At 64.1% G+C, this 25037-nt stretch carries 15 protein-coding genes; 5 read left to right on the top strand and 10 right to left on the bottom strand.

Annotated elements, in window-relative coordinates; all coding sequences use genetic code 11:
• Nucleotides 1-9 precede the first annotated feature (9 nt).
• Genes HTZ77_RS38930 through HTZ77_RS38950 form a run of 5 tightly spaced genes read right to left on the bottom strand, consistent with a single transcriptional unit; the run spans nt 10 to nt 6800 of the window.
• Entirely contained in the window at nt 10-486 is a 477-nt protein-coding gene (locus HTZ77_RS38930; RefSeq protein WP_175594783.1) for a DNA phosphorothioation-associated protein 4, read from the bottom strand.
• The gene (locus HTZ77_RS38935; RefSeq protein WP_175594784.1) at nt 483-2552 is read right to left on the bottom strand and encodes an AAA family ATPase; all 2070 of its coding nucleotides are present in this window, start codon (nt 2550-2552) and stop codon (nt 483-485) included. Before HTZ77_RS38935 ends, HTZ77_RS38930 begins: the two co-directional genes overlap by 4 nt.
• Nucleotides 2549-2734 carry a hypothetical protein gene (locus HTZ77_RS38940; RefSeq protein WP_175594785.1) on the bottom strand — a complete coding sequence of 62 codons (186 nt, stop codon included), beginning with the start codon at nt 2732-2734 and terminating at the stop codon, nt 2549-2551. The genes HTZ77_RS38935 and HTZ77_RS38940 overlap by 4 nt, the downstream gene beginning before the upstream one ends.
• A 17-nt stretch (nt 2735-2751) precedes the next feature.
• The gene (locus tag HTZ77_RS38945) at nt 2752-4872 is read right to left on the bottom strand and encodes a DEAD/DEAH box helicase family protein (protein WP_205304517.1); all 2121 of its coding nucleotides are present in this window, start codon (nt 4870-4872) and stop codon (nt 2752-2754) included.
• 8 nt (nt 4873-4880) lie between these two features.
• Nucleotides 4881-6800: a sigma factor-like helix-turn-helix DNA-binding protein gene (locus HTZ77_RS38950; protein ID WP_175594787.1), complete on the bottom strand. Its 1920-nt coding sequence runs from the start codon at nt 6798-6800 to the stop codon at nt 4881-4883.
• A 375-nt stretch (nt 6801-7175) separates the two neighbouring features.
• Between HTZ77_RS38950 and HTZ77_RS38955 the strand changes: the two genes are divergently transcribed.
• The 3 genes from HTZ77_RS38955 to HTZ77_RS38965 all read left to right on the top strand — a co-directional run bounded on the left by HTZ77_RS38955 (nt 7176) and on the right by HTZ77_RS38965 (nt 10675).
• Nucleotides 7176-7814 carry an Lsr2 family DNA-binding protein gene (locus HTZ77_RS38955; protein ID WP_175594788.1) on the top strand — a complete coding sequence of 213 codons (639 nt, stop codon included), beginning with the start codon at nt 7176-7178 and terminating at the stop codon, nt 7812-7814.
• Nucleotides 7804-8448, top strand: coding sequence for a hypothetical protein (locus HTZ77_RS38960; protein ID WP_175594789.1), 645 nt, complete (start codon nt 7804-7806; stop codon nt 8446-8448). The genes HTZ77_RS38955 and HTZ77_RS38960 overlap by 11 nt, the downstream gene beginning before the upstream one ends.
• A gap of 1156 nt (nt 8449-9604) precedes the next feature.
• Entirely contained in the window at nt 9605-10675 is a 1071-nt protein-coding gene (locus HTZ77_RS38965) for a restriction endonuclease (protein WP_175594790.1), read from the top strand.
• Between the two features lie 225 nt (nt 10676-10900).
• Here HTZ77_RS38965 and HTZ77_RS38970 read toward each other — a convergent pair whose 3' ends face one another.
• The 3 genes from HTZ77_RS38970 to HTZ77_RS38980 all read right to left on the bottom strand — a co-directional run bounded on the left by HTZ77_RS38970 (nt 10901) and on the right by HTZ77_RS38980 (nt 16771).
• Nucleotides 10901-11116, bottom strand: coding sequence for a hypothetical protein (locus tag HTZ77_RS38970; protein ID WP_175594791.1), 216 nt, complete (start codon nt 11114-11116; stop codon nt 10901-10903).
• Nucleotides 11117-11143: 27 nt separating this feature from the next.
• Nucleotides 11144-13471: a type I restriction-modification system subunit M/S gene (locus HTZ77_RS38975; protein WP_175594792.1), complete on the bottom strand. Its 2328-nt coding sequence runs from the start codon at nt 13469-13471 to the stop codon at nt 11144-11146.
• A gap of 795 nt (nt 13472-14266) precedes the next feature.
• Nucleotides 14267-16771, bottom strand: a complete 2505-nt coding sequence (locus tag HTZ77_RS38980) for a hypothetical protein (RefSeq protein ID WP_175594793.1) — start codon at nt 16769-16771, stop codon at nt 14267-14269.
• A 1151-nt stretch (nt 16772-17922) separates the two neighbouring features.
• On the opposite strand from HTZ77_RS38980, the gene HTZ77_RS38985 reads away from it, so the two are divergent.
• Nucleotides 17923-19128, top strand: a complete 1206-nt coding sequence (locus HTZ77_RS38985) for an RNA ligase RtcB family protein (RefSeq protein ID WP_175594794.1) — start codon at nt 17923-17925, stop codon at nt 19126-19128.
• Nucleotides 19125-19826, top strand: a complete 702-nt coding sequence (gene prfH / locus HTZ77_RS38990; protein ID WP_175594795.1) for a peptide chain release factor H — start codon at nt 19125-19127, stop codon at nt 19824-19826. Before HTZ77_RS38985 ends, prfH begins: the two co-directional genes overlap by 4 nt.
• Nucleotides 19827-19913: 87 nt before the next feature.
• Here the strand turns inward: prfH and HTZ77_RS38995 are convergent, their stop codons facing one another.
• The gene (locus HTZ77_RS38995) at nt 19914-22994 is read right to left on the bottom strand and encodes a DUF3427 domain-containing protein (protein WP_175594796.1); all 3081 of its coding nucleotides are present in this window, start codon (nt 22992-22994) and stop codon (nt 19914-19916) included.
• A 73-nt stretch (nt 22995-23067) separates the two neighbouring features.
• Nucleotides 23068-25035: an SWIM zinc finger family protein gene (locus tag HTZ77_RS39000; protein WP_175594904.1), complete on the bottom strand. Its 1968-nt coding sequence runs from the start codon at nt 25033-25035 to the stop codon at nt 23068-23070.
• Between the last annotated feature and the right edge of the window lie 2 nt (nt 25036-25037).

Here is a 25037-nt window from a genome sequence, read left to right on the forward strand (position 1 = left end):
TCATGGGCTTCAGAACTCCGGAGGGCTGAAGAATTGGCCTAGCTCTGGGGGAAGCCCTCCGGACCTCTGATCCCGATCAGCTCGTCGTACCATCTCCAATAGCACGTCCATAACCCGTGACTTGCTCGCGTTGATCTCGCCTTGAATGTAGTTGAGACCACCGTTTGCATACTCTTCGAAGATTGTGACGCGCTCCCCGAGGCGCTCCTCACTCAGGATGGAAGCGTCGCCAGGGTGCTCCATGACCCCAAGGGAGTCGATGAATGCTTCGGCAGTCGGAGAGCGGCGAAAGACTTCGTACCGAATGGGTTCCCCGGTCTCACTGAACTGCTCCCTACGCTCTTGGGCGTAGCCGACGGACGCTGCGAAGAGCAGGGTCGCGGCCATACTGGTGAATGGACCGTCGCCGTCCTTGCTCAGCTGTTGAATCAGGCTCTCGTGTCCCTTGGGCCGACGAACTCGCTGCTCACTAGGGCTCGTCATCATTGCGCCACCTCAGTGAACTCCGCGCCGTCGAAGGAGGACCCCAGCACCTGGTACGGGTACTCTCTCCCGTTCACAGCGATCTTCTCCGTAACGTCCTGCAGGTCACTCTTCGTCGTATGGGTCGTAATCACATACTGCTTGCCCACGCGCGGATGTAGCGAATTCTCGGCGACCCCCTCGGCTTGGGCCTTGCTGGACAGAACCACCACCTGGGACGTCATCTCCGGGAGGAATCTGGCGATCTGCCGACGGTAGTCATCGTCCAGGTTGCCGAACACCGCGTCCATGACAATTGGATACTCACCGCCGACGCCTCCGAAGAAGGGGTTCGGATTCGTGGCAGCGTCGCGGCACTCCTGCGCAACGGCGCCGACGAAGGAGAGCGAGAGCAGCATGTTCTCACCAGTGGACTTGGGGGCCGGGACCTTCTCGTCGCCTACCTGCTCCCAGTACTCCAGCTGGAATCCCGACGTCAGCTCCGGCTCGTAGTTCTTCAGCGACGCCTGCTTGAAGAGGGTTCGGATACGGGTGTCCAGACGGCGGCGGATGCTGTCGGACAAGAGCTCAAGGATCTGCCGGAGCGCGGTCTCGGTCTCTCGGATTACGGCGATCCGGCGCTGGATGCGCTGGTTGTTCTCGTCCTTGACCTGAATCTTGTCGACCTGCTCCTCTTTCTGCTTTTTCTGGTTGGCCAGGTAGTCGAGATGCTCGTCGATCGTGCCGAGGCGTCTGCTCGTCTCGCTCAACTTGTCGATCATCTTGCTGCGTCGCACTTCGATTGCACTGATGTCTTCCTGCGGCAACTTCTTGATCTCGATGGAAACCTCGTTGAGCTGCTCCACTAACATGCGCTCTTTGTCGGATGCCTCCCCAATTAGGCGATCCGTCTCCGCCAACCGATCCATCGTGCCACGACGCCGCTCTTCCAAGCCGGCCACCGCACCGCGCAGTTGGTTCCATGCCGCTTCCACTTCGGCAAGGCCGGCGCGCTCACGCCACGTCTCCAGTGCAGCTCGCTCGCGCGAGCCTTCGGTGAGGTGGGTACCGCAGATGCACTCGCCCTCTATGAGAAGGTCTTCGATGAACGTGCGCTTCAACGGTGCCGGCAGCTCACCACGCTCCCGAAGCGCGTCACAGGCCGCGATGATCTTCTCAGGCAGATCAGGTAGGAAGGCCAGATAACTGGAGTCTGCGAGCACCCGAGATCGCTCGTCCTCGAGCTTGCGCAGTGATTCATGGGCGCTCGCACGTTCCCGTTCCAGGCGCTCACGCTCCAGCTGAAGTTGCTTGGCACCGTCCAGGGATTTAAGACGTGCCGCGAGCAGCTCGATCTCGTCCTTCAGATGCTGAACTTCTGTGTTGAGAGACTCTTTCTCCTTCTTCTTCTCTTCCGTTTCCTTGAAGACGGCGTCGATCTCAGCGGTCAGGCGCTCGGCGAGCTCGCTGTTGGCCCCCTCGGACTTCAGCTGGTGACGCAGCTTGTTCGCTGCGGTGGGGAGGTGCTTGAGAGCTCGCTCGAGCTGCTCCAAGCCAAGGAGCGTCTTGATCGCATGCTGAATCTCAGCGTAGGCCTCCTTTCGAACCAGTTGCTCGATGCGCTCACCGTTGACGAAAAAGAACTTGCTCAGGCGCTCGGGAAGAATCTTGTCTATGTGTCCCTGGGCGCTCTTGAGCTCTTTGGTGACACCCCTGTCGTCACGCTCGAGGAGAAGGAGCTGCGCCTTGGGCAAGCGTTGGTCCGAATTCTGCTTCTCCGCTGTGAGAAACCGGCGCGCAGTGTAAGTGCGGCCTTCATGTTCGAACTCAACGGTCACCGACATGTCCACCGACGAACCGGGGCGGGCTTCCTGCCAGATCCGATTGTTGATCAGTCTGTCCTGCTGCTCGACATCTGCGCTGAGACGCCCATAGAGAGCCCAGGTGAAGGCGTTGAGCAAGGTCGTCTTACCGCCACCATTGGTACCGTATATCAGCGTGACGTTATGCCCCGGCTCCTGAGCGAACGAGATGCGGTTCCGCCCGCCGTACGGTCTGAAGTTCTCGAGCTCGATCGACAGCAGCTTCACTTGACGATGCCCTCAACCCTCCGGATGATCTGGTCGCTCACGTTGCGCGTTACCGTCGCGGTGTCTCCCAGATGCAGGTTCTCCTTCTCCAAGGTCAGAACGTCCACGACAAGCTTCTTCGCCTCATCGCTTAGTTCCGCATAGATACGACCGACGATCTCGCGCTCGTTCTGGTCGCTCACTGGCTGCTCTCCACCCTTCACACATCAAGAAGCTGGTAATAATCGCGCAGTTCCCTCAGTTTGGCGAGGGCTTCCCCGTGATTCTCCGCGTATCCGGCGAACTCTACGCATCGAGCCAGCTCTCGCCGGAAGAGCCGACGCTCGATTTCGAACAAGGCAGGGTCCTGCGGGGGTGTCACCACGAAGTCGATAACCTCTGCGAGGCCCTTCCCTGGCGCCCTTCTAAGGATCCGGCCACGGCGTTGAATGAACTGCCGAGGGTTGGTGCTGCTCGCGAGCATGTACGCCACGCGAGCATCCGGGAGATCTACCCCCTCATCCAGACAGCGCATCGACACAAGAACTTGCAGGTCACGTCCAGTCGCGAACGACCGGAGCAGATCTCGGCGTTGCCGCTTGTGCTCCCTGGAGGTGAACGTATGAGCCCTGAGACCCAACTCCTTGCCCGCTAGCTCGATAACCTGCTCGACCTGGCGTGGCCCGGTCCCCCCGTCAATCAGCGGTGCTCCGCCCTCAGCGCAGTAGATCAACTGGAAGAAACTGTCCCGGTGTCTTTCCAGCGCCTCTCGAAGGGCCGGCATCTTGGCACGAGCGTGCCCTAGGACCTTTGACCGCATCCCTAGCAGCATTCCGAGCGGTGAGTTGTCATCCTCACTCACAGAGTCTGGCTCTTGCGATCTCATAAGCGCGCCAATCTTCACCGTGAGCTCGGTGTACTGCTCTGCCTCGTCATCGCCCAGGGGAACGAGGACGGGGTGGTATTTGTACCTCGTCAACGCCCCTAGGTCGATCGCCTCCTTGAGACCCAGCTCGATGAGAATGTCCCCGAAGTAGTCCTTGAGGGCGTCCGTGCCCGCCGGATCGAACCATCGCTCCGGTGTGGCGGAAAGTGCTAGGCGGAACTGGGCATGTGCCGGCAGAGCCGTCCGCAAATGTTCTGCTCCTAGATGATGTGCCTCATCGGCAATGACCAGCAGAGGAAGATCGATGGAGGCAAGAAGCGCTTGGAAGGCTGCCGCGCGGAAGGTGGCATTGGTGACCACCAATGTGATGCCACCTTTTTGGCGAGCCCGAAGAGCCGCTAGCGCATTGCGTGCCGCTGGCTCCCATGACGCGGCCAGGTCGCGGCATTTGATCGGTACAACGCCGAAGTTGCGAAGTTCTGTGGACCACTGCTCGACAAGGTCCAGGAGCGGGACCACCACGACCGTGACCAAGGAAAGATCGCGAGTGTGAAGCTGTCGCCCCATCTGGTCGAGCGCTGCCAACGCAGTAATCGTCTTTCCTGTGCCGGTAGCCATCTGCAGCATGCCACGACCATTGGCCATCAGCCACTTCGCTATCGCAGTCTTCTGATAGTCTCGCAGTTCGACATCATGCGGCAATCGCGCCCATCCCAAGGTTGTGAGATCGGTGGACACGACCAGCCGCTCAGGATCTTCGATCTCGTTCGACAACTCGCCGGCGCGCTCACCCAATGCGACGAACCGCTCCTTCGCGACAGCGGGGAAGTCAAGAATTTCGAGCCTTGGTGTGCGTCCGGCCCACAATTCATCGAAGTCCGATCGGAGGATGTCCACCCTGCCCTTGTCGTTCTCGTTCCACGATCTGAAGACCTGGATCGATTCGAAGTTGTCAAGGAGGGCGGAGCTGGTCTCGTTCATGGAACCGGTGAATGCGACGGTGTCCCCGTACTTGTCGGAGATGAGGCCGATCTTCTCGTGATAGAGCGCGAGGCCTTCCCTGCCATGAACGATGGCAATCTTCACATCCATCGCCTCTTGGGCAATGAGACGCCCGAGAAGCCCCAGTCCGGCGAGTTCTTTCCGAGGACGCTCGGTGTCTGGGTCCAGCTCACGTAGCACCGCCTTGGCGATGATCTCCCGGTACGCGTAACCAGCCCGCATCTCATCGATGTCGCCGTCCGTAAGATGCGGACTGGCTATAAGGCGAATACGACCGTCGTTACGTTGGAAGCCTTCCAACCCGCGAGCGACCAGTGCGAGAGACTTGCTGGTGAAGTATCCAACTGCTCGGTCGTATCGGTTCGCGAGTGAGAGGCAGGGGACATAGAACTCGCCTACGACGTTGCTGCGGTCGCTCCTGTAACTATCCTCGAGGGTCAAGGTGCGCAGCATGTCAGCCATCACCGGCCGCCGAGCGCAGCGAAGAAGTCATCCAGATCAGGAACAGAATCGAGCGCTCGACAAGATTCACTCAAGGTGTAGCCCTCCACGATTTCGGCGAGGTCAAGATCGCCGCGAGCACGCAGGGCCATCACGAGAGCAGCCCATGAGGTTTGCACAGAGAGTGCAAGGGCGCCGGCTACGGCCGATCGCAGGTCCTCTCCACTCAGTCCCCGTTGGACACCTGACCGAAGCGCGATCTCGTCATCATCGGTCTTGTTCCAGGCACGAACCAGCCGAGCCCGGATCGCGCCATGGTCGGTCGGTGCGAGCCAGACCACATCTCCGATCTTGGCTCGAAGCTGTGTGACCAGCGGACGGATGCTTCCGAATTGCGGCTGAGGTGCTGCCCAGGAGATGCGGATCTCCTGCGCCAGAGCAGCAAAGACCCGTTCAGTCCCCTCTGCGACTTGGAACAATGCCATTACGCCATGTGGCGCCGTAAAGCCCGATCCGCGCAGAACCTCCTTGTTGATGTCTACACGGAACCACCACTGTCCCCTGAGGAAGAAGCACCGACGGGTCCCTTCAGGAGTCGGCATTTTGCGGGATGCCTGGCTTGGCCCATCGTCTCCACTCCCTGCCAGACTGATCCATCCATCTCTACGAGAGAACTCCCGTCGCGCCGCATACGCACGCACACTGGCCGCGGACACCCCGAACTGCTCGACAAGTTCATCTACTACGTCAGCCAGCAGCACACGTCCACCGCCGCGCTCAATCCTTTGCACGATCTCCTCACGGATGCCCTCATACGTCTCGAGGTTCCACTCAGGGAGTCCATAGGAATTGGGGCCCACACGCGCGATGCGGTCATCGGCCTGCAGACGCCCTCGAAGAGATCGCACGCCATCCACCTGAAGTCGCTCCGCGATCTCCTCCACACTCAATGGATGACCCTCCGCGGCCAGGACCGCGACTGCGAGCTCGGGTTGTGAGGCGCCCTTGCGAACCACGATGCCAGCGGCCTTACGGAGACCGCAGTACTCAAGCCACGAGGACCACGCATGGTCATCCAGCCCCAGCTCCGCCTGGAGTTTGTCGAGGCCGTGGCCGCCATCCGCCTGCTTCTCGGGGTGTATGGCTGAGTAGAAGGTCGCATCACGTAGATCTGAAAGCGGCTTGGTCGCCAACCAGGGACCATCGACATCGAGATCGGGCAGAAGCATCTCAAGGAAATTGGACAGCTCAAGCCCGACTGAGTGAACCAGATCCGACAGCCCAGGAACTCGTGCCGAGACACCCTCGAACGTCATGAGCGGTGAAGATCCATTGCAGACCCGCCAATGGAACTCGCCGATCCGCTCCGCAACCGGGGGGCTCTGCCGCCATGTAGCGAAGTTGTCGGCCAGCTTCTTCTCTAGCTGACCAACGCGTGCGCGGCTGACACCAAGCTCGTTGCCCAGGTCATCAAGACTGCGGTCGCGGCGAGCCATGCGATGACGAAGGATCAGGCGCTGACGATCATCAAGCGAAGAGGCCCACAGCTCCAGAAGATCATGCAACGTAGCATGTGGATCGTTCTGGACCGCTTCACCGCGATCACGCACGCCCCCCTCAACCAGAGAGGCGAGAAGCGCGTTCAAGACATCCATGAGCGTCCGCTGGTCGCCGCTTGCCAACCCTGTGAGCTCCGGAACGGTGGTCCAGAGCAAGACGCGGCGATCTTGAAGAGAATTGGCAAGCAGTATGTCCCGCGCTCTCTCCGTAGAACAGTACCGACGGATGTCGAGGGGCTCACAGACCGAGATCTTCAGCAAGTCACCCAGTGACTCATCCCCGCCATGAGCCGCCAGCTCGGCAGCGTATGTAACGATCCAATCAGCACGATCATCGCTGGAGACGGTGGCAAGTGCATCCAGCATGCGGCCGAAGTTCATGCCCGCCTCCTTTCAACACGATCCAAGCACGCTGAAGGTCTACCAGAACCGACTGACACCACGAAGGCGTGCCGGTTAGACAAAGTTACAGGGATAATGCCCCAACGTCGCCAATAGGGACATCGTCAATAGTCGCTATTACCCCTATCGGACGACCGTAAATACCGCCTACAGCACTCAATGCGAGTAGACGTTTACAGGGTGCGACCAGCATTGGAATCTGTCGGGCCCCTGGTGTATGCCTCAGTATCAGCTGGAACGGTTGACACCGGAAGAACCATGAAAGGCCAAGCGAGATTCGCCAGGGACGTTGACCGATCCATACTAAACGGCACATCTCCCCCATAGCATGACATTACGAGTGAGAGCAGCAACATGACTGTTGGCGAGCCGAGCGCAACCGGCGATGTTGAACAGAAGGAAGCGGTTCCGTCACTGGATGACCTCTTCAAGGCCCTCGCGCGCTCGGATGGGACGGTCAGTAGCGAGCAACAGCTCACGGGCGTCACCTCCAACCAAACCAAGTCAGCTGAGATCCGCCAGTGGGCACGCGACAACGGATACCAGGTGGCGCCCCGGGGTCGCCTTCCGGATCACGTTGTAGACGCTTACAAGCGCCGCTCCTCCTCCGCCTCGGCAAGAAGACCGACACGCACATCACGGTCACTGAAGAGTGTCGCGACCCCCAGGTCACCTGCGTTGCCATACCTCAACAGCCTGCAGGAGACGCTTATTGCCGGCGGCGTCGAGTGTCGATTGAACACTGCGGTGCCCACATTGATCATCTCAGCACCGCACCAAGTCAAGATAGCCACAGCGGGCAAGATAGAGGCATTCGTCTCCAACAGCCGTTTTGTTTGGGGAGAAGGGCGCTCCCTGTCGATTCATCCAATCGAGGACCATGAAGGCGCAGCTAAGAAGATCTTGAGATCCTCAGCCGGTGCCGAGGCCGTCCTCCTCTCCGAAAATGCGATCTCAGAGGCGCGTCACAGCCAAAGATCGCGTGGATCTTAAGCACCTCCTCCAGCTTCGCGCCGCACTAGCTGTACGCGGCGTTCAAGCCGACCTCGACCCCTTCGAGGCTTTCCTGATCATCCGCTCGCCTGCGGAGGTAGCGATCACCACAAGCGGCTACGTTCAGGTCCTGAGGTGCCCCGATCTCCGGTTTAGCTGGGGCAAAGGCCTGCCACGCGTTTCGCACAGCGCCGAGGACGCTGACGGTGCGGCTTGGGAGATCACTAAACGCGATTCGAAGGCGACCACGCCATCCGCAACCATGACGACCTCGACCCCTCAAGAACCGAGCGTCACGAGCCCTCGTCCCCAACGGCCACCACGGTTAGGTAGTAGAGCGATCACAACGTACAGCTCCGAGGAGTTGGTGGCCCTGATCCGATGGCTGATCTCCGAAGGACGGGCAACAACCTATGACGATCTCGTTGACAACGCCATCGCCGAGCTGCGACTTCCTGGCAGGACGTCTAGAAGGGTCCAGGCTATCGAAGAGGCCGCCATCCTCGCGGACTGGAAAGCAGGTACCAACTCTACGACCCATGGCGCCCAGTACTCAGATGTCCTCCAGTGGGCGCAGAGGCTTCGGTTCGAGCTCGACACCAGCGACGAGATTCCAGAACAAGTCGTCTACTAGTACAACCGTATGCATCCTGAGCGGCCGTATAGACCGCTGAGATCGCCTTCACGCTTGACTAATCGCAGTCCAGATGGACGTCACGAGAGTAGAGTTGAAGCCTTGGTACCTGACACCTGACACCTGACACCTGACAGACGACAGATGACCGGCGACTGGCGAGGAGCGCTGGCGGCATGTCCCAGATCCCACCTTGGGAGGAACCTCAGACACTTCGGGCGGCAGATCACGTACCAACCGTGGACGAGTTCATTGCACTCCTGAAGCAACCCGATACGAAGCCCGTCAATTTGATCAAGGCAGCTGAGCTGGATTGAACTTGGAGTGCCTCACTTCCCCAGCCGCCGCTGACCGGCAAGCGGCACTGCCGCAGTGGGCACGCGGACACGCTCACCTGCGGCCGCGGACAGCACCAGGCTCGTACGACATGGCGCGGAAGTGCCACCTGCGCCCTCACAACCTCCTGGCTGTCGCGGCCGACCCGCCTGCGACGGCAGCGCTCGATACAGATGTCGCGGCTTGAAGTCTGCTATCCGAAGATGTCGCTGCCATTGACAAGACCTCGGTCCGCACCGTTGAGGTGATCCGCATGACATGTAGCCAAGGGTTCGGCCGAGAAGGCTTGTCCCCAGCCCCGTCAACAGGCCCAGCGCCGTCCTGATGCACGCCTGCCCCGCGCCATACGATGAACCTGCTCTTCCGCTGACCTCGCCCTCCGCCTTCATCCAGCGAGGACCGCTACGCATGCACCAGTGATCTCTCATGGTCACAGGATCGGGAACCGGCGCCGAGACAATGAGTGTTCCGTACACCCCGAGCCCCAGGCCCCTCGCCGTTGTTGCCTGATCGGCGAGTTGAACCGCTCCTTTGCGACGCGTCCCAAACGTCGAGATACCCCACCGGGTCGTTGCCGTGCCGGATCTCGGGAATCTTGATCTCCCGCTGAAGACCTGACCCCCGAGAAGCTGGACGTCACGTTCTACGTTCTCAACCGGCATACGGACTGCATGCGATCAGTCGGGGGCCTGACAGCGCGCGGGGGCGAGCGATCCAACAAACAGAAACTTTAGTCGGGGATAGCATAGAGCGAAGTTACTGTCACGGAGAGTGGCACTCCTGCTTCCCCTGCTTCCTGATCCCTGCTAGGTTCACAGTCATGGGTCTGGAAGCCGCTCTCCGCGGCTACCTGCTCGAAGAGGCGTTAGCTTGGCTCCTGCGCAGCAGTGGCTATCAATTGCTTGTTGCGGCGGAGCAGGACCCCCAGGACCTCGCCTCCGAAGGCAGCATCTTGAAAGTACGCGGCAGGGGGACCGCGCATCAGGTCGACGTCCTCGGAGAGTGGACGTTCAACCCCGCTTTCTCCCTCCCGGTCCGGCTTTTCCTGGAGGCCAAGTTTTACAAGACTCCATGCCGAATCGAAGTCATCCGGAACGCTCACGGCGTCATCCATGACGTGAACGAGAACTACACGTCCAGCGGCCAGAGCGGGCGCCCCAGGCGCCGATTCCAATACTCCTACGCGCTCTTCTCCACCAGCGGCTTCAGCCCGGATGCTCAAGAATACGCAATAGCTCATCAAATCTCGCTTGTCGATCTCTCCAGCGACTCGTTCGGCTGGCTGCGCACGTTGATCTACACAACCGCAAAACGTCTGTACTCCGAATGGGTACGGCATCACATCGCCACCTTTCCGGTGACGTGGATGCGTATTGTCCTGCGTAGAAGGCTGGGCACTGCCGATGTACAGCTGTTGCCGACTGCGGCGACCCAGACAGTGCGGTTCGGGGCGGCGGCAGAACGGGTGCTAGACGAGTTCGTTGCAGATCTCCTGCACCACGAGGAGACAGAATTGCTCATCGGCTTTCCGTCAGCGCCCTTCATCATTCTGTTAAAGGTCGATGACAAGCGTAGGTTCATCGCCCATGCGGATGCTCATCCGACCCACCCAGTAAGAATCCGCCGCCTCGGCCACGAACCACATGCCGAATGGGTCCTCTCCCCATGGGGGGACGAGGCAGCCTACATGTTGAGGTTCACCATGCCTGCGCACGTCGAGCGGTGGATCACTGAGACCGAAGATCAACGAGTGCGCCGATCAAGAGCGGTCAAAAGCGACTTTCTCTCGAATATCACCGTCTACCGCATGGAGGGTGATCAACCGCGGGTTTACCAGCTCCAGTACGAGACGACTCAATTCCGTCGATCGTCAGCCGACACGGCTCCATAGACGGCCACTCAGTGCTCGATTGCGCACCCAATCGGCTCGGGACAATACCCGGGATAATCCGACGAGCTGTGGGCGCTCTGGAAGGTGTTTCTGCAAGCCATACCTAACGAAGAACCGATACCGACGGCGCTCTACCTGCTGCGGAGGTCAGCTGGCTGAGACCGTGACGATCATCACTTCGGTACTCACCGGCAGGCAGCTTAGGCAAGGTTTCGGACCCGAGAGTCATCGCGGTCCCTGGGCCGCGGCCAACACCGCCAGGCACAGGGCCATCGCCGTGGCGAACGCGCCGCCGCTCACCAACGCCGATTCGGCGAGCCCCGCTCCAGTCTGGCTCTTCAGAATGCCCGCGACCAGCGCGATCACCAGGGAGAGCAGCCCAGCGACTGCCAGCCACAGCGACCGGGCGGCGCCCGGGCCTACAGGAGGTTGGGTGTCCATGTGGAGTGTCCTTCCTTAGAGATGGGCTCAGGCCGGGTCGAAGGTGAGTGCGCCGCTCATGAGCCCCTTGGTCAGCAGGGCGCGGGTGTCCGTGGCAGCCGTGACCATGCACCGATGCAGTGAAATCTGCAGGTCGAGGTCATGGAGCATGGCGGCGACGCGTCGCTGTACGGACATCGGGGGCAGCACCACCGGCAGTTCCCCGAATGAGCGACCGCTGATGGAACGTGCTCCTGCCGAGGCCGAGCGGTTGCGCACCCAGTCGAGCGCGTTCGGCTGCGACAGGAAGCCCAGCAGGTAGAGCGGATCGAAGACCTCCGGCCAGCGCGCACGCAGGCGGAACAGATTGTGGTGCGGCAGCCAGCCTTTTTGCGCGGTGCGCACCAGCGCGGGAGGAGCTAGCGCGCCCGATCGGATGCAGACGATATCGTCGACTTCGAGCAGGTAGTGCTCGTGCAATGCGGCGAACTCGGCCGATACCTTCTCTTGGTCGGTGTCGGTGATGTGGCCGTCCCGCAGATTTCTGGGCCGGACCAAGGGAACGTCGCCGTCCGGTGAGCGCCGCTCGTTCCTCAGATGCGAGTATGACGAGCCCGCCTGGATCTCGCATACCTCGGCCAGTGTCGTCCGTATCCAGCCGTCGGGGAGTGGAGAGGACGTGCCGCCGGTCCCCCGAACCAGCGCCGCCGCGTGCGCGCCAACCGCTCGAGCCACCTCGTTTGTCCTTTCCTGCGCCTCAGCGAGCTGCTCGAAAGCGTCGACTACGGCACCCGGATCTCCCACCGCACCGTCCGGCAAGCCGTCCGTCAGGTAGTTGGCGGGATTGAGCGAGAAGTCGTGGGCGCGGATGTCGGCGAACGTTGCCAGCACGCCGAAGCCATCGCTCGCCTCATGCTCACCGCCCGATGCCTGGCCGTCACGCAACCGCCGGTACGTGGTCACTATGGCGTCTCGGTCGTCGGATGTCAGGATCCGACGGTTGCGCAACTTCGTTCCTCGCTTCCGCGCATCGATAAAGAGCACCGGCGCGTCGGGAGAGACCTGCTTGCGCAGCAACCACACGGACACGGGCACGTCTGTGCTGGCGAACAGCTCGCTGGGCAGGGCGATCACGCACTCGACCACGCCGTCGTTCACCATGTTGCGGCGGATGTCCTGCTCCGCCGGGTTAACAGACGTGCCAGCGCTTTGCGGCATGATCACTGCGGCCCGACCGCCTGCTACCAGCGACTGCAGGATGTGCTGCAGCCAGGCGAAGTTGTCGTTCCCTGTGGGCGGCTCGCCGTACGGCCAAGTCGCTGGCGTCCTCTCTCCCGCCGTCGAAGCCATGTTGAACGGCGGGTTCGTAACGATCACGTCGGCCTTGACCATTGGCCGGTTCCCACGCACCTCCCACGGAGTGGCCGTGCCGACTTCCATGCTCGCGTTGGTGCCGGACACTGCCAAATACATCGCGGCGTACCGGAGGGTCTCCAGACGCGGGCTTTCGCCGCGCGCGTCGACGTCCCCGCTCACGGCGCTTGCGGTGGCGACTAGCAACTCACCGCCGCGGGCGTACGGATCATAGACGCGCCTGATCCGAGTGGCGCCGGAGAGGACAAGGTCAGCCATGAGCCGAGTCAGTGTGGAAGGCGTCAAGAACTCGCCGCTGCGCAGGGAGACCTGCTCCTCGTACATGCCGAGAAACTGCTCATACGTCTCGCGTCCGAGGCCGGCGGAAAGGCGGACGACCTTCGTGAGGTCCTCGACGGCGCGTGGGGTCAACCGCACCAGGGAGTTCTGCAGTCCCGGCGGCACGCCGCGCCAGCGCAGCGCCTCGTCCGCCGCGTGCCCGATGCGCCGAAGCAGATCTTTGGCTTGCTTCGTGCCTCCCGTGCGCAAGGCCGACTCATGCAGCCTCGCCCAGCGGTCCCGCTCGGCCACGCGCAGGAAATTGAGAGTGAGCAGCAAGGTCAAGTAATCTGCCATGGCGGCGGAGCCTCTGACCGCGTCCGCCAGAGTCAACAGCCCGCGCAGCCGCCGCGCGTTATCCCTGTTGGACGTCTCCTCGACCGCGGTGAGTGGTGCGTTGTCGGGCAACTCACGCCGGACACGGTCGCCGTAGGTGGTACCGGGGAGTTCGTCACCAATCAGTCTGTTGGCCGGGACGCGGCGCCCATCCAGCCAGTCAAGCACATTCTGGAGCTGGAAATATTCTGTCTCGCCTCCCGGAACGGGCTTGGGGAAGTCCACGTACCGCCGCTCCCAGTTCGTGACAGCGGGACGTGCCACCTTCGCCCACTTCGCGATCTCCGTCCGGGTGATCAGCCTGCGGGCGCTCTCCAGTGCCGCTCGCATCTCTTGCCGCTCTGTCATGAGGACGACTGTAGAGGAGGCGACGCCTTCGCGTACTGTGAGCACTATCCGTGCTCAATTGGCAGCCAAGCGGTCTGCAAGACTGCGCAGTGGCCCTCATAGCCGTTACATAACCTCTGATCTGCAGGAAAAGCAGTCCGTCACGCCATCGCGCCACCTTTCGCCTATAGAGTAAATTCTAAAATAGGGTTAACAGATCGAAGTGCTGTGCCTACAGGTTCGGGCCGCACGTACCCTCGCCAGAGAAGGCGGGCTTCTCGGATCCGACAGCGACGGCAAGTCCGCGATCTTCCTGACGGAATTGCAGGCACGCTCGCTCGATACAGGGGGACGGCACCGGATAACGATCACTTCTGATACGTCTCCGAGCTCATCTTGATGCAGCAAGAGATACTTCTGAACGGCCTGGAACTGGCTGCTGATGCGATCATGGCCGATAAGGGCTCCTGCGCCGCGTTACGGTGCTCGATCTGGCGGCCTGAGCTCCAGGTCCTGCAATCAGATGACGCGGCTGCCCTCGCGATCCGAGCCGGGGATATCTGCGAGATGATCGTGCCCCGAGAGACGCACTATTTTCCCAGCTCAAGCCGCCTGAGGATGCGGATTAGCCTCTACTCTCCTACGGCGACTTGCTCAACTCGGGTTAGCCCTGTCTCAGGGGTGAGGCACACGCAGGGGGATAGTTCTTTCGGCATCCTGCGGGGCGGTGGTCATTACCCAGCCGATATCCGAGCAGGCAGAGTAACGTTCAGCGTCCTGGGCATATGCGGATCGCCGGGCGCGGAGCACAGTCCCTTATCCGGCATCCAGGCCATGCCGGCGGATCTGCCCCACCTCTCCGAAACGCCCTTGCTCAGTCAGGAGCGTTAGTAGGCGCGAACCCGCGAACTCGTCGCCGAGCGCTGCCCGGTCTCGCAACTCCTGGATCCGGTTCAGACTAGCCAGAAGATCAGCCAGCCTCCAGGCGGCCATCCAGCTTCCCGCCTCGGCCCCCTTCCGCAGTACCGCTATGGCCTCCTCGATCTGCCCCCGCCCCAGTAGCAAGCTGAACTTCTGCTGTTCAGCAACCAGGTCACCCATCTCAACCAACTCCTGTAGCACCTCCAGCGCCTCGTCTACCTTCTCCATCTCGCCCAGTGCCTCGGACAGATACAGGATGGCCCACTTCTCACCGGTTCTGGCCAGTGTCCTCAGCTCTTGCATCTTCCTGTGCTTGGCGAGCACTTCAGCCATCTGGCGGGTGGCGTCTTCATCGCCCTCCCTGGCTAGCTGACGCAACATCGACAGTGCCTCCTCCACTTGCCCCAGTGCGGCCAGCAGAACGGCCGAGCGCCGGACGGCTCCTCTATCACCGGCCTGCGCCTGCTCCCGCCATCTCTCCCGGGCCTGAACCAGCGCAGCCAGCGCCGTCGGCAACTGCAGGACGGCTTCCTCGTCTCCGGCGCGGGCCCGATCCTGCAGGACCTCCATTCCTTTCGGCACGCCGGCGTACATTTTGGCCAGGTCCCTTGTGGCATCCTCGCTCCCGGCCGCGGCCAGCTCGGACAACAGCACCATCGCCTCCGGCCCCTCACCCACCTCCACCAACAGCGTGGACATCCGCCAGAGCGTAAGCTCGCCGGCTGACTCCTTCCTCTCTCGCAGGATTGTCATTGCCTCGTTGGACCGACCCAAGTCAACAAGCACATCGACCAAGGCGGCCATGGCGAGCTCGTCGCCATGGTCGGCCGCTTCGTACAGCGCCTCCAATGCCTCCTCCGATTCGCCGAGCTTGGCCAGTCGCCTAGCTGCCTCCTCATCACCCACTTGGGCCAACTTGCGATAGATCGCCCGCGCCTCATCTTCCTGCCCCAGGTCGACCAGTAGGCTGGCGAACTCCCGTGTGACATCCCGCTTTCCGGCACGGATGGCACCTCGGAAGAGAGGCTCGGCATGGCGCAACAGCAAACGATTGCGAGCCTGGCGACCGACACGCAACTGATCGGCGGGATCAGTCAAGTGATGGACCAGGGCTTGCCAACAAGTCTCCGGGACCTTAGCCCGACGGCGTGCTTGTCCGGCGTACTGTTGCAGGTAATCCGCTACGACATAGCCGACCACTTGGCCCATGCCGACGCCCTCGGGCGCCACGGGTGCGAGAGCCGAGGCCGCGCCGTTCAGTTCCTCCGACAGATAGGCCAGCGCGGCTTCAAACCAGGCCGTTGGCGCCTTGGCGCGTTGACGAGGATCGCAGTATCCAGGTGCGGCCTCCTCCAGCAAGTCCCGCTGTAGCGGCGAGGTCACGCCGAGCCGTGTGGCGTCGATCGCCGCGTTCAGAACGGCGGCCGTGTAGGGGTTGGCACCTTTCCAACGATCGATCAACTGCGGCGCGGCGGCAATCACCTGAGTCAGGCCATAGTCCTTGGACTCCAGGGCCAAGGCGATGCGCGCGTCACCGGCCTGGGCTATGTCCTGCGCGCGTTCATGTTCCGCCGCGCTAAGCCGATCGTCGATGCGCACAGTGTGGGCCAAGCCGAGGACCTCGCGTGCGTCTGCGTGCGCGTCCAGCGCACCTGCCTGGGGTTTCGCCACGTAGTCGTCGTAACGTTCGGACCAGAGACTGGCCACCAGAACGGCACCGGCGCCAAGCAGTCTCCGTACCGTGCTCGCTTGCAAGCCCTCCGGCCCTTCGAAGAGGCGCTGCAGCTCGTCCAGCCATACCACCAGCCTCGCAGGAGGGTCAGCGGCGATCTGGGAGAGATCACCGGCGTCAGCCGGGTGCGCCAGCCACCAGGTGGGCAGGAGCAAATTTATGGCCTCGTAGGCGGAGCGAGTTTTGCCCACCGACGAGCTGCCCACCAGGACGACCAGCCCACCGCGGCCATCAGCAGCTGCCTTGCTGATCAAAGCACGTACGCCGTTCGGGGCGGTGTCGGTATCCCGCTCCACGTAGGTGGGCAGGTCACCCTGCGCGCCTGGAGCATCGATCGCAGCGTGCACTCCTAGGCGACGAGGGTCGGCCTGGCTCACCCGTATCAAACCGGCTGGCACGGGACCAGATGTGGAGAGCGCCCGCTCGCGGGCCTGCTGCCATGCCCGCCAGGTCTCCCGCGGCGCCTGACAGGCGCGAAGGAACACCTCCAGCGTCTCTGCGGTCGGACGGCCATTGGTAAGCAGGTCCGAAACAGTGGACTTCGGCAGTCTTCCGGCCGCCGTTTTGTTCAGACTGGTGTACGAGCGGCCCGCACGTAGCTCCTGCAGTGCACTGATCAACTCAGGAACAGTGTGCACCTGGGCAGGGTCGGGTGTCTGGTCCCTCACCACTGGACTCCTCTCAACCGTGCAGACCCGCAGCTCGCGTAGTGGCCGTCTCCGGACGGTTGGCGAACAGCGCCGAACCCCCGACGTCGCGACCGTGTCCCAGCCTGCCCGATCTTTCTTCGTTGCGGGAGTTCTGGTTCGGGTCGGTCCGGATCCGATGCCGGACAGTGCCCTGCCACAGTGTCCTTGGAGGACTCACCGGGCTGCGCACCATGCGGCCCTGAATCCTCTGGAGTACTTGATGGACCTTCTGCCGCACTTCATTCCGCTGGCTGTCGCCGTCGTCAACCTGGTTGGTGCGCTTGTTGCCCGACGAGACGCGGCTGACCGCCGGCGCAAGCCCCGCCCAGAAACTACTGACCAGGCCCCGACCATGCGTGATGGGTGAGGGCTGGGAACGTCGCCTTGCCGATGGCAGCTGACGAGGAAAGAGGTCATCACACCAGCAGCGCGGCGGCTCGTTGAACCGGCCTGGGGCGCGGTGTCGAGATCGCTCTCGGTCCGTTCCCCAGGCCTCTGGCTGAACCCGCCCCACCGATCTCTAGGTAACGGGCTCTCCACGGTGTCATCCCCGGATGAATCCAAGACTCGATGACCTGGTCATCTGTGTGCGTAGTACGGACGAGAAGCGCCAGCAAACGCCTCACTCTTCTCGGGACAGAAGCGGGATGATCTTGATCGACCCACACACTGTGTGCGGTATTTGCGCAGCTCAAACTGCACGACCTGCCAGAGAAGCCCCCACTCTCCTAAAGCGGGGCCGCAGGCTCGATTCCTAAGCTACAGCTCCTGACTCATCCGTGCCTGTCTGCGCCGAAGGGGCATCGGCGCGACCATCCCTGAACGCGCCGACCAGTTGGCTGAGCATGCTCACGGCGCTGTGCGTTCGCCCTGGTCTGTTATCGGCGTTGCAACGTCGTCCAACGCCCCGCCACGAAGCTCCGTGGCCGCGGACTCATCAAGGCGTGCCAGTAGCCGCACGGCCGTGCAAGCCCGTACCGCCGAAAATCGCTTGCCTGGAATGGCAGGGCTTAGAGATCGTGGCGTCCATGAGGCTCTGACGGACAGCACCCCGCTACTTCGAGATGCCACGGCGCCGACTCTCGCCGTGATGCCGCCCGCCCATGCCCTGTTCAGCGAAGAGAGCATTTTTGTCTCAGCAACATTTCCGGCCGCAGTCCATCCCGGCCACGGGGGCGGCCAGCGTCACCGTGTTCGCCTCCCCCACCAGCTGGATCGAGTCCGATGCCGTAGCCCAATGCCATCAGGTGGCCGCCCTCGACGGCATGTTGCACGTCTCCGCCATGCCGGACCTGCACCCCGGCAAGGGTGCCCCCATCGGCGCCGCCATGGCCTCGGCCATCCTGTACCCGTTCCTGGTGGGCTCCGACATCGGTTGCGGCATCGCCGTGTTCCCCATCAAGCTCAAGCGCGCCGTACCCGAGAAGCTCGCCGCCCGGTTCCCCGATCTCGATCGCGCGCTGGACCCCGAACGAGATGCCGACGATCCCGCCTGGGCCGTCGTGAAGGACGGCATACCCGCTGGTCACGTCGAGGGGCTCGGGACGGTCGGCCGGGGCAATCACTTCGTCGAGCTGGCGCGGATCGGGACCGTCTTCGAACCGTCCCACGCCAGCCGTCTCGGCCTCGCCGCCGGCGACCTGGTTCTCGTCGTCCACAGCGGTTCCCGGGGGCTGGGCGAACGGATCCTGCGGGAGCACACCGCGGTCCACGGTGCGGGTCCCGCCCCTGATCCCGGCGCCTACCTCGCGATGCATGACGAGGCCGTACGGTGGGGGTCGCTCAACCGGCGGCTGCTGGCCGCCCGGGTCGCCCACGCGCTGGGGGCCGAGCCCACCGAACCGATCCTCGACCAGTGCCACAACCTGGTCGAGGTCCGCGACGGGATCTACCTGCACCGCAAAGGAGCGGCGCCGGGTGACGGCCGCGACGTGCTCATCGCCGGTACGCGCGGCACCCCGTCGTACCTCGTGGCCGCCCACGCCGGGCCGGACGCCGGCCACTCCGTGGCGCACGGCGCTGGCCGCAAGATGTCGCGCGCGGACGCCTTGCGCCGCGGGCGGGCCAAGCACACGGTCGAGGAACTGCGCCGCACGCCGGTGGGGTCGCTGGTGGTGTGCGGCGACCGCCAGCTTCTCTTCGAGGAGGCACCGACGGCCTACAAGCGCATCGAGCAGGTGATCGCCGACCTCGTCGACCATGACCTCGCCACGCCCGTGGCCACCACGATCCCCCTGGTCACCTACAAGACACCCGACCTCGGGTCGGGGCCAAAACGGGACCAGCGGGACCAGCGGGACCAGCGGGACCAGCGCCGCAAGCGGGGCCGGTCGTGAGCGTCCATCTGCTCCTGTCGGCCGGGCGTGGCCCGCAGGAGTGTGCCTGGGCGCTGGCCAAGCTGCTGCACCGCCTCGAAGGCGAAGCCGCCCGGCGAAACCTGGAGACCCATCGGGCCCACACAGTTCCCGGTGATCGGCCTGGTACTTACCGATCGGTCCTCGTCTGCATCGCCGGAGAGGGCGCCGAGACGTTCGCCGCCTCGTGGACCGGAACCCTGTGCTGGCAGGCCCCCAGCCCCTACCGGGCGAACACCGGTCGGAAGAACTGGTACGTCATCGCCCAACCGTGCCAGGTCGACACCCCGCGCACGACGTTCACGGAAGCAGACGTCGACATCGTCGCCTGCCGCACCGGCGGCCCCGGCGGTCAACATCGCAACAAGGCCAGCACGGCCGTACGTGCGACCCACCGGCCCACGGGGACCGTCGTCGTGGTCGACACCGAGCGGCAGTTCAGCCTCAACCGCCGGATCGCCATGCGGCTGCTGCGCCAGCGCATCCAGCACGGCGACGAGGCGGCGGAGCGCGCCGTAACCGCCGCCCGCTGGCGCATTCACGATGAGCTCGTACGCGGTAACCCCACCCGCATCGAACGTCCGGAAACGTCGAATCAGGACCTGGCCCGACAGAAGCAGACCCGACGACGGCGGCGGCAGTCCATCTCCCTCCCGCCTACCGAGCATCCGACAACATGAAGACTGCTAGGGAAGAGCCGAAGGGGCCGCCCCAATGGAGGAGGCCGTTCCCGTCGTGTCGGGGGTGCGAGGTCCATCTCGCACCGCTTATCCGGCAATGGCCGCGCGGCGGAACAAGTCTGCGGGCATCTCCTCATCGAGCCGCCAGGTGATGCCCATGGGCCGCTCGCCGCGGTGCTCCACGTAGCGGACCATGCCGTGGAAGACGAAGGCCTCAGGATGGCCTAGCTCGTTCTTCTTACGTTCGCGGGTGAACAGCAGCACGTGGCTGCCCTCCGCCACGTGGTTCTGGTAGCGGCGACCAGTGGCCGAGGTAGCGCTGGTCCGATTCTGGGATTCCCAGTGGAACAGGCGCGAGGTCAGAGCGTAGTCGCGGTACATCGTCTGCGGCGAGAATTCCTTCTCGTTCTTCTGCAAGGTGACGAGGAGCGCGTCGCACAGGGTCGCGGGGCTCCAGGCGACCCCTTCACGCGTGTTGGAGGGCAGCAGTCCCCCCAATGAGGCCCAGCCGATCGCGGCGAGCACCTCGTCGGAGGAGTAGCGAGCGTTGACCGCCAGTGGCACGCCAGCCAGCTCCACCGGCTTAGCCACATAGCGCGGCCGGTCGATGCCGTAGGCGAGCACCTGACTGATCTCGTCGCACAGCGCCGTCTCCCCGCGCAGCTGGTCCAGTGCCTCGTCATAAGAGGCGAACCCGCCCCCATCACGCCAGAGCGAGAAGAACAGCATCCGGGCGAAGGCCTGATCAGCTGGGGACAGAGACGCGAAGCGGGGGCCATCTGGCTGCAGCAGCCGGGCGTAGGCTTCGCCGCGGGTCCGATCGTCCACGTGTAGCAACGAGCGGACGCGTCCCCCCAATTTCTTTTCCAGTACCGAGCCTTCCCCAGACAGCAGTCCGGTACGGCGCAGCAGCGACGTCCAAAAGCGATCGTTGCGATACAGGTCGCTGATGTCGCGCCCGCTCTCCTCCAGATATCTGCTAAGCGACAGCTCCGCGAGAGAACGGATTTCCTGCGACAGCGTGTTGACCGTCGCCCCGAGCTGAAGCTTGAGGTCGGCCAGCAGCCGCTCCTTGGTCACCCGATCCAGCACGATCTGGCTCCCCGACGGCAGCAGCGGGAAGTCATCCTTGACCTGTTTGTCGAGCCGCCCTCTGGAGAACCCGGTCAACGCCTGGAACCGGTTGGCGAACCTGTACTCCTTACGGTGCTGCCCAACAAAGTCGAGCACGGTCAGCACGTCCTTGTCCGGCGTGCGGCGGAGCCCGCGTCCAAGCTGCTGCAGGAAGATCGTGGCGCTCTCGGTGGGCCGCAGCATGAGCAGGGTGTCAACGTCGGGCACGTCCAGGCCCTCATTGAACAGGTCCACCGCGAACAGGAACCTGATCTCCCCATCCGCGAGCGCCCGCAGTGCCGCCTTTCGAGTGCCGTCCTCGGTCGATCCATCCACCGCCCGTGAAGGCAGCCCATGCTGAGTGAAGAACTCGGCCATGTAGTGCGCATGCGGCACCGAAACACAGAAGCCCAGCCCGCGCACGGTCTCCAGGTTGCTCACCTTGTCGCGCACCGCATTGAACACCAGCCGGGCCCGTGCGTCGTCGCCGGTGAAGACGTTGTCGAGAGCGGAGACGTCGTAGGAGCCGCGTGTCCACTTCACCCCGGACAGGTCGGTCCCATCGTTGATCCCGAAATAGTGGAACGGGCACAGCAGATCAGCATCCAGCGCATCCCACAGCCGCAGCTCGGAGGCAATCCGCCGGTCGAAGAACTCATCCTGCACCCACGTGCCATCGGACCGCTCCGGCGTCGCGGTCAGGCCGAGCAACTCTTTCGGCTTGAGATGGCTGATGATCTGCCGATAGGTCGGCGCGGCGGCGTGATGGAACTCGTCGATCACCACGACGTCGAAATGCTCCGGGTCGAACTCCAGGATTCGGCGGGTGAGCGACTGCACGCTGGCGAACACATGCCGCCAGTGCCGCGCCTTCTCCTCCCCCACATGCAGCTCACCGAAGTCCGGTACGGCCAGCACCTGCCGATACGTGCGCATCGCCTGGGCCAGGATCTCCCGCCGATGCGCCACGAACAGCAACGACGGCTGCCGTCCCAACCGCTGCTGCAGGTTGCGGTAGTCGAACGCGGCAACCACGGTCTTGCCCGTGCCGGTCGCGGCAACCAGCAGGTTGCGATGCCGATCGTGGATGGTGCGCTCCCGGTCGAGGTCGGCCAGCATCTCGCGCTGGTGATCGAAGGGATGCGGGACCAGCTCGGGGATGTCGAACAACTGCTTGCCCGCCTGCGAGCGGGCCAGCGCCTCATCTAGGCGATCGGCATCAGTCGCCGGGTCGTATGGCTCGAACGGGGACCGGTTCCAGTAGGAGTCGAAGGTCGCCTCGAACTTGTCCAGCAGCCGTGCGGTGGTCACTGACGACAGCCGAACGTTCCACTCCAGCCCGTCCAGCAGTGCCGCGCGGGACAGGTTGGAGCTGCCGACATAGGCGGTGTCGAAGCCGGTGTGGCGGCGCAGCAGCCATGCCTTGGCGTGTAGGCGGGTGGAGTTGCGTTCGTAACTGATCTTCACCTCGGCGCCATAGTCGTTGACCAGGCGGTCCAGCGCCCGCCGTTCGGTCGCCCCCATGTAGGTCGTCGTGATCACTCGCAGCGGCACGCCCCGACGCCGCAGTTCGGCCAGCGGCTTCTCCAGAATGCGTAGCCCCGACCACTTCACGAACGCGCACAGCAGATCCACCCGGTCGGCACTCGCCAGCTCGGCCGCCAGTTCGTGCGCCAGGTTCGGGTCCTCGCGGGCATTGGTCAGCAGGGCCGCTTCCGACAACGACGTCAGCGGCCGGCGCGGAGCCGCCGCCCCCGGAACGTCCTTCACGATCGACAGGAGCTGATTCGGACCCTCCGCGATCGTCTCCGGCTCGGTGAGCTGTGCCAGCAGCCGGTTGGCCAGTGCTACCTGCTGGTCAGGGTGTCCCTTCAGCTCAGCGAAGGCCCGCGCCGCTGTTTCGCCGACGAAACGGCCCAGCAGATGGGCAACCTCTTCGCCCTCGATCTTTGACACCTCGGCCAGGTGGCCGGCTTGCCGCCAGGCGTCGATCTTCGCATCGAGCGTGCCCGTGAGCAGGGAGTCATAGAGACCAGGGATCGGAGCGTTGGTCATGTCATGCCCTCAGAGACCTAGGAAGATCACATATCTAGTTGATGCCGCCGACGACGGCAAGGGATATGCGGAATCACTCACCTGCCCGCCAGGACGCCTGGACGAGGGCGCGTTCGGTGGCGGCCAGGTGGGTGGCTGCGGCGAGCCAGGCCCACGTGTACCGGTCGAGTCCGGGGTCGGTCAGGCGGCCGAACACGTCCCGTTCGCGGCGATCGGCCTCCGCCGTGAGGCCGGCGACCAGTTCGGCGGCCGCTTTGAAGCCGGCACGACGCAGCGACGCCGCCTGCGTTTTGGAGTCTCCGCCGCGTCCCGACTCGGCCACGGCGCGGCGGCCGCCCGCGACGGCCAGCTCGATCAGGCGCCGGACGCGCCACAGGGGCGCGCTCGCCAGCGGGTCCGCCCTCTCTCCCGAGGACAGCATGCCGTCTGCTGAGGGCAGCATGCCGTCTGCTGAGATCGGCATGCCGTCGAGGGGGACGGGCGGGGGGAGGTGGGCGCCCTGCAGGCGGTCGTAGCCGAGGTCTGCCCGGTCCTGCCACTCGGCGGGCAGTCGCAGCGTCATCTCGGCTCCCGGTACGGGGCCCACGGCGAACGGCCGTAGCGTGGTCGCCCGGTCCGGCTCCACTCGTCCCACCACACGTACGCACAGGCCGGGACAGGAAGCTAGCCGTCCGAGGTTGGCCACATGCGCCAGGTCTTGATGTCGGTTGGCCGGCACGAGACGGATCATCGGCCCAGCGGGCGTAGCGGAGGTGAGCATGCGGGCGAGGACGTGGTCGCCGGACGCGCCGACGATCATCAGGTCACACGCGACCGGCTCCCGGGCCACCTCCTCCGTGCCCGACTCGCTCCAGACCTCGCCCGACAGGCGTGCCAGAGCCTGTTCGGCCAGCGGGCGGGCGAACAGGTCGCCCATGGGTCCCTCGGTCCACGGCATGCCGCGGACCGGCGTGGCGCGGACGCCCTTTCCCGCCCCGAGCCGGCCGTCCGGCGAGACCGTGGCCCCGACGATCAGCAGGCCCGACTTGGCGAGCTGCGAGTGGTTCAGCGTGGCCGAGCCGATGGCGACGGTCGCGGTGGCCGCGCCGCGGGCGCGGGCCGCTCCGCCCGGCTTGACGTCGGAGACCGAGAACCACCGGCCGTCCTCCGTGACGACGTGGGTGACCACGCCGCCGTAGCCGGTGGCGCTGATCACCGGCTCCCGGAAGACGCCGTACACGCGGAGGCTGCCACCCTGCTCGTACGCGCGCCGGACGGTGCCCGTCAGCGCCGGGTCCGGATCGCCCGCGGCCAGACGGCCGGCGATGAGCAGGAGTTCGCGGAGTGCGGACACGAGGTCCGAGAGGCGGTGGCCGACGCGCTGTTCGCGGGCCGACCTCAGCCCTCGTACGACGCGGAGGGCGGCGGCCTCGGCCCTGGGGAGACCGGCGAGGCGGGCGGAGTGGGCGGCGCGGAGCAGCTCGGCCTGCGGCACCGCACCCGCAGCCGAGATTCCGGCCGCGAGCACGGCCGATCCGGCGGCCCACAGCCCCGCCGCGGCCCCCACCTGCCCCGGAGTCGGCCCGGTCGGCACTGACGTCGATCCCGCCGTCGTCGCCTCACCTGGGGATGCCGGCTCGGCGACCGTCGGTTCGGTCCGGGGTGGTGGTGCGGTCGCCTGGCTCGGCGCCTCGGGCTGTGCCGCGGTGGGAGGCGGGTCGGTGGCGTGAGTGGTCGGCTCCGCGGGCGTCGCGTCCGCCGGCGGGCACGCGCTCAGTACCGCTGCCCGGTGCAGGCATCTCGGCGCGAGCAGGCAACTGCACCCCGCCTGCCCCTCCTCCTCGACCACACCGGACGCGCCCGGTGACAGCGTGACCACCGCGTCCTCGCCGCACGTGATCCGCAGCCCCTCCCCGTCCACCGCCACGACGGGCAGGGCCGCGTACTGCTCGACGGCCGCGTCCAGCTTCTTCCGCAGCCGGGAGGTGAGTCCCTCCACGGCCGCCGCCACCACGTGCGGCGCCACAGGAGGCAAAGCCGCCGGCGGCAGATTGGGCGACATGT

Origin of the sequence: Nonomuraea montanisoli (assembly GCF_013363975.1) — a bacterium.
GTDB classification, from domain to species: Bacteria; Actinomycetota; Actinomycetes; order Streptosporangiales; family Streptosporangiaceae; genus Nonomuraea; species Nonomuraea montanisoli.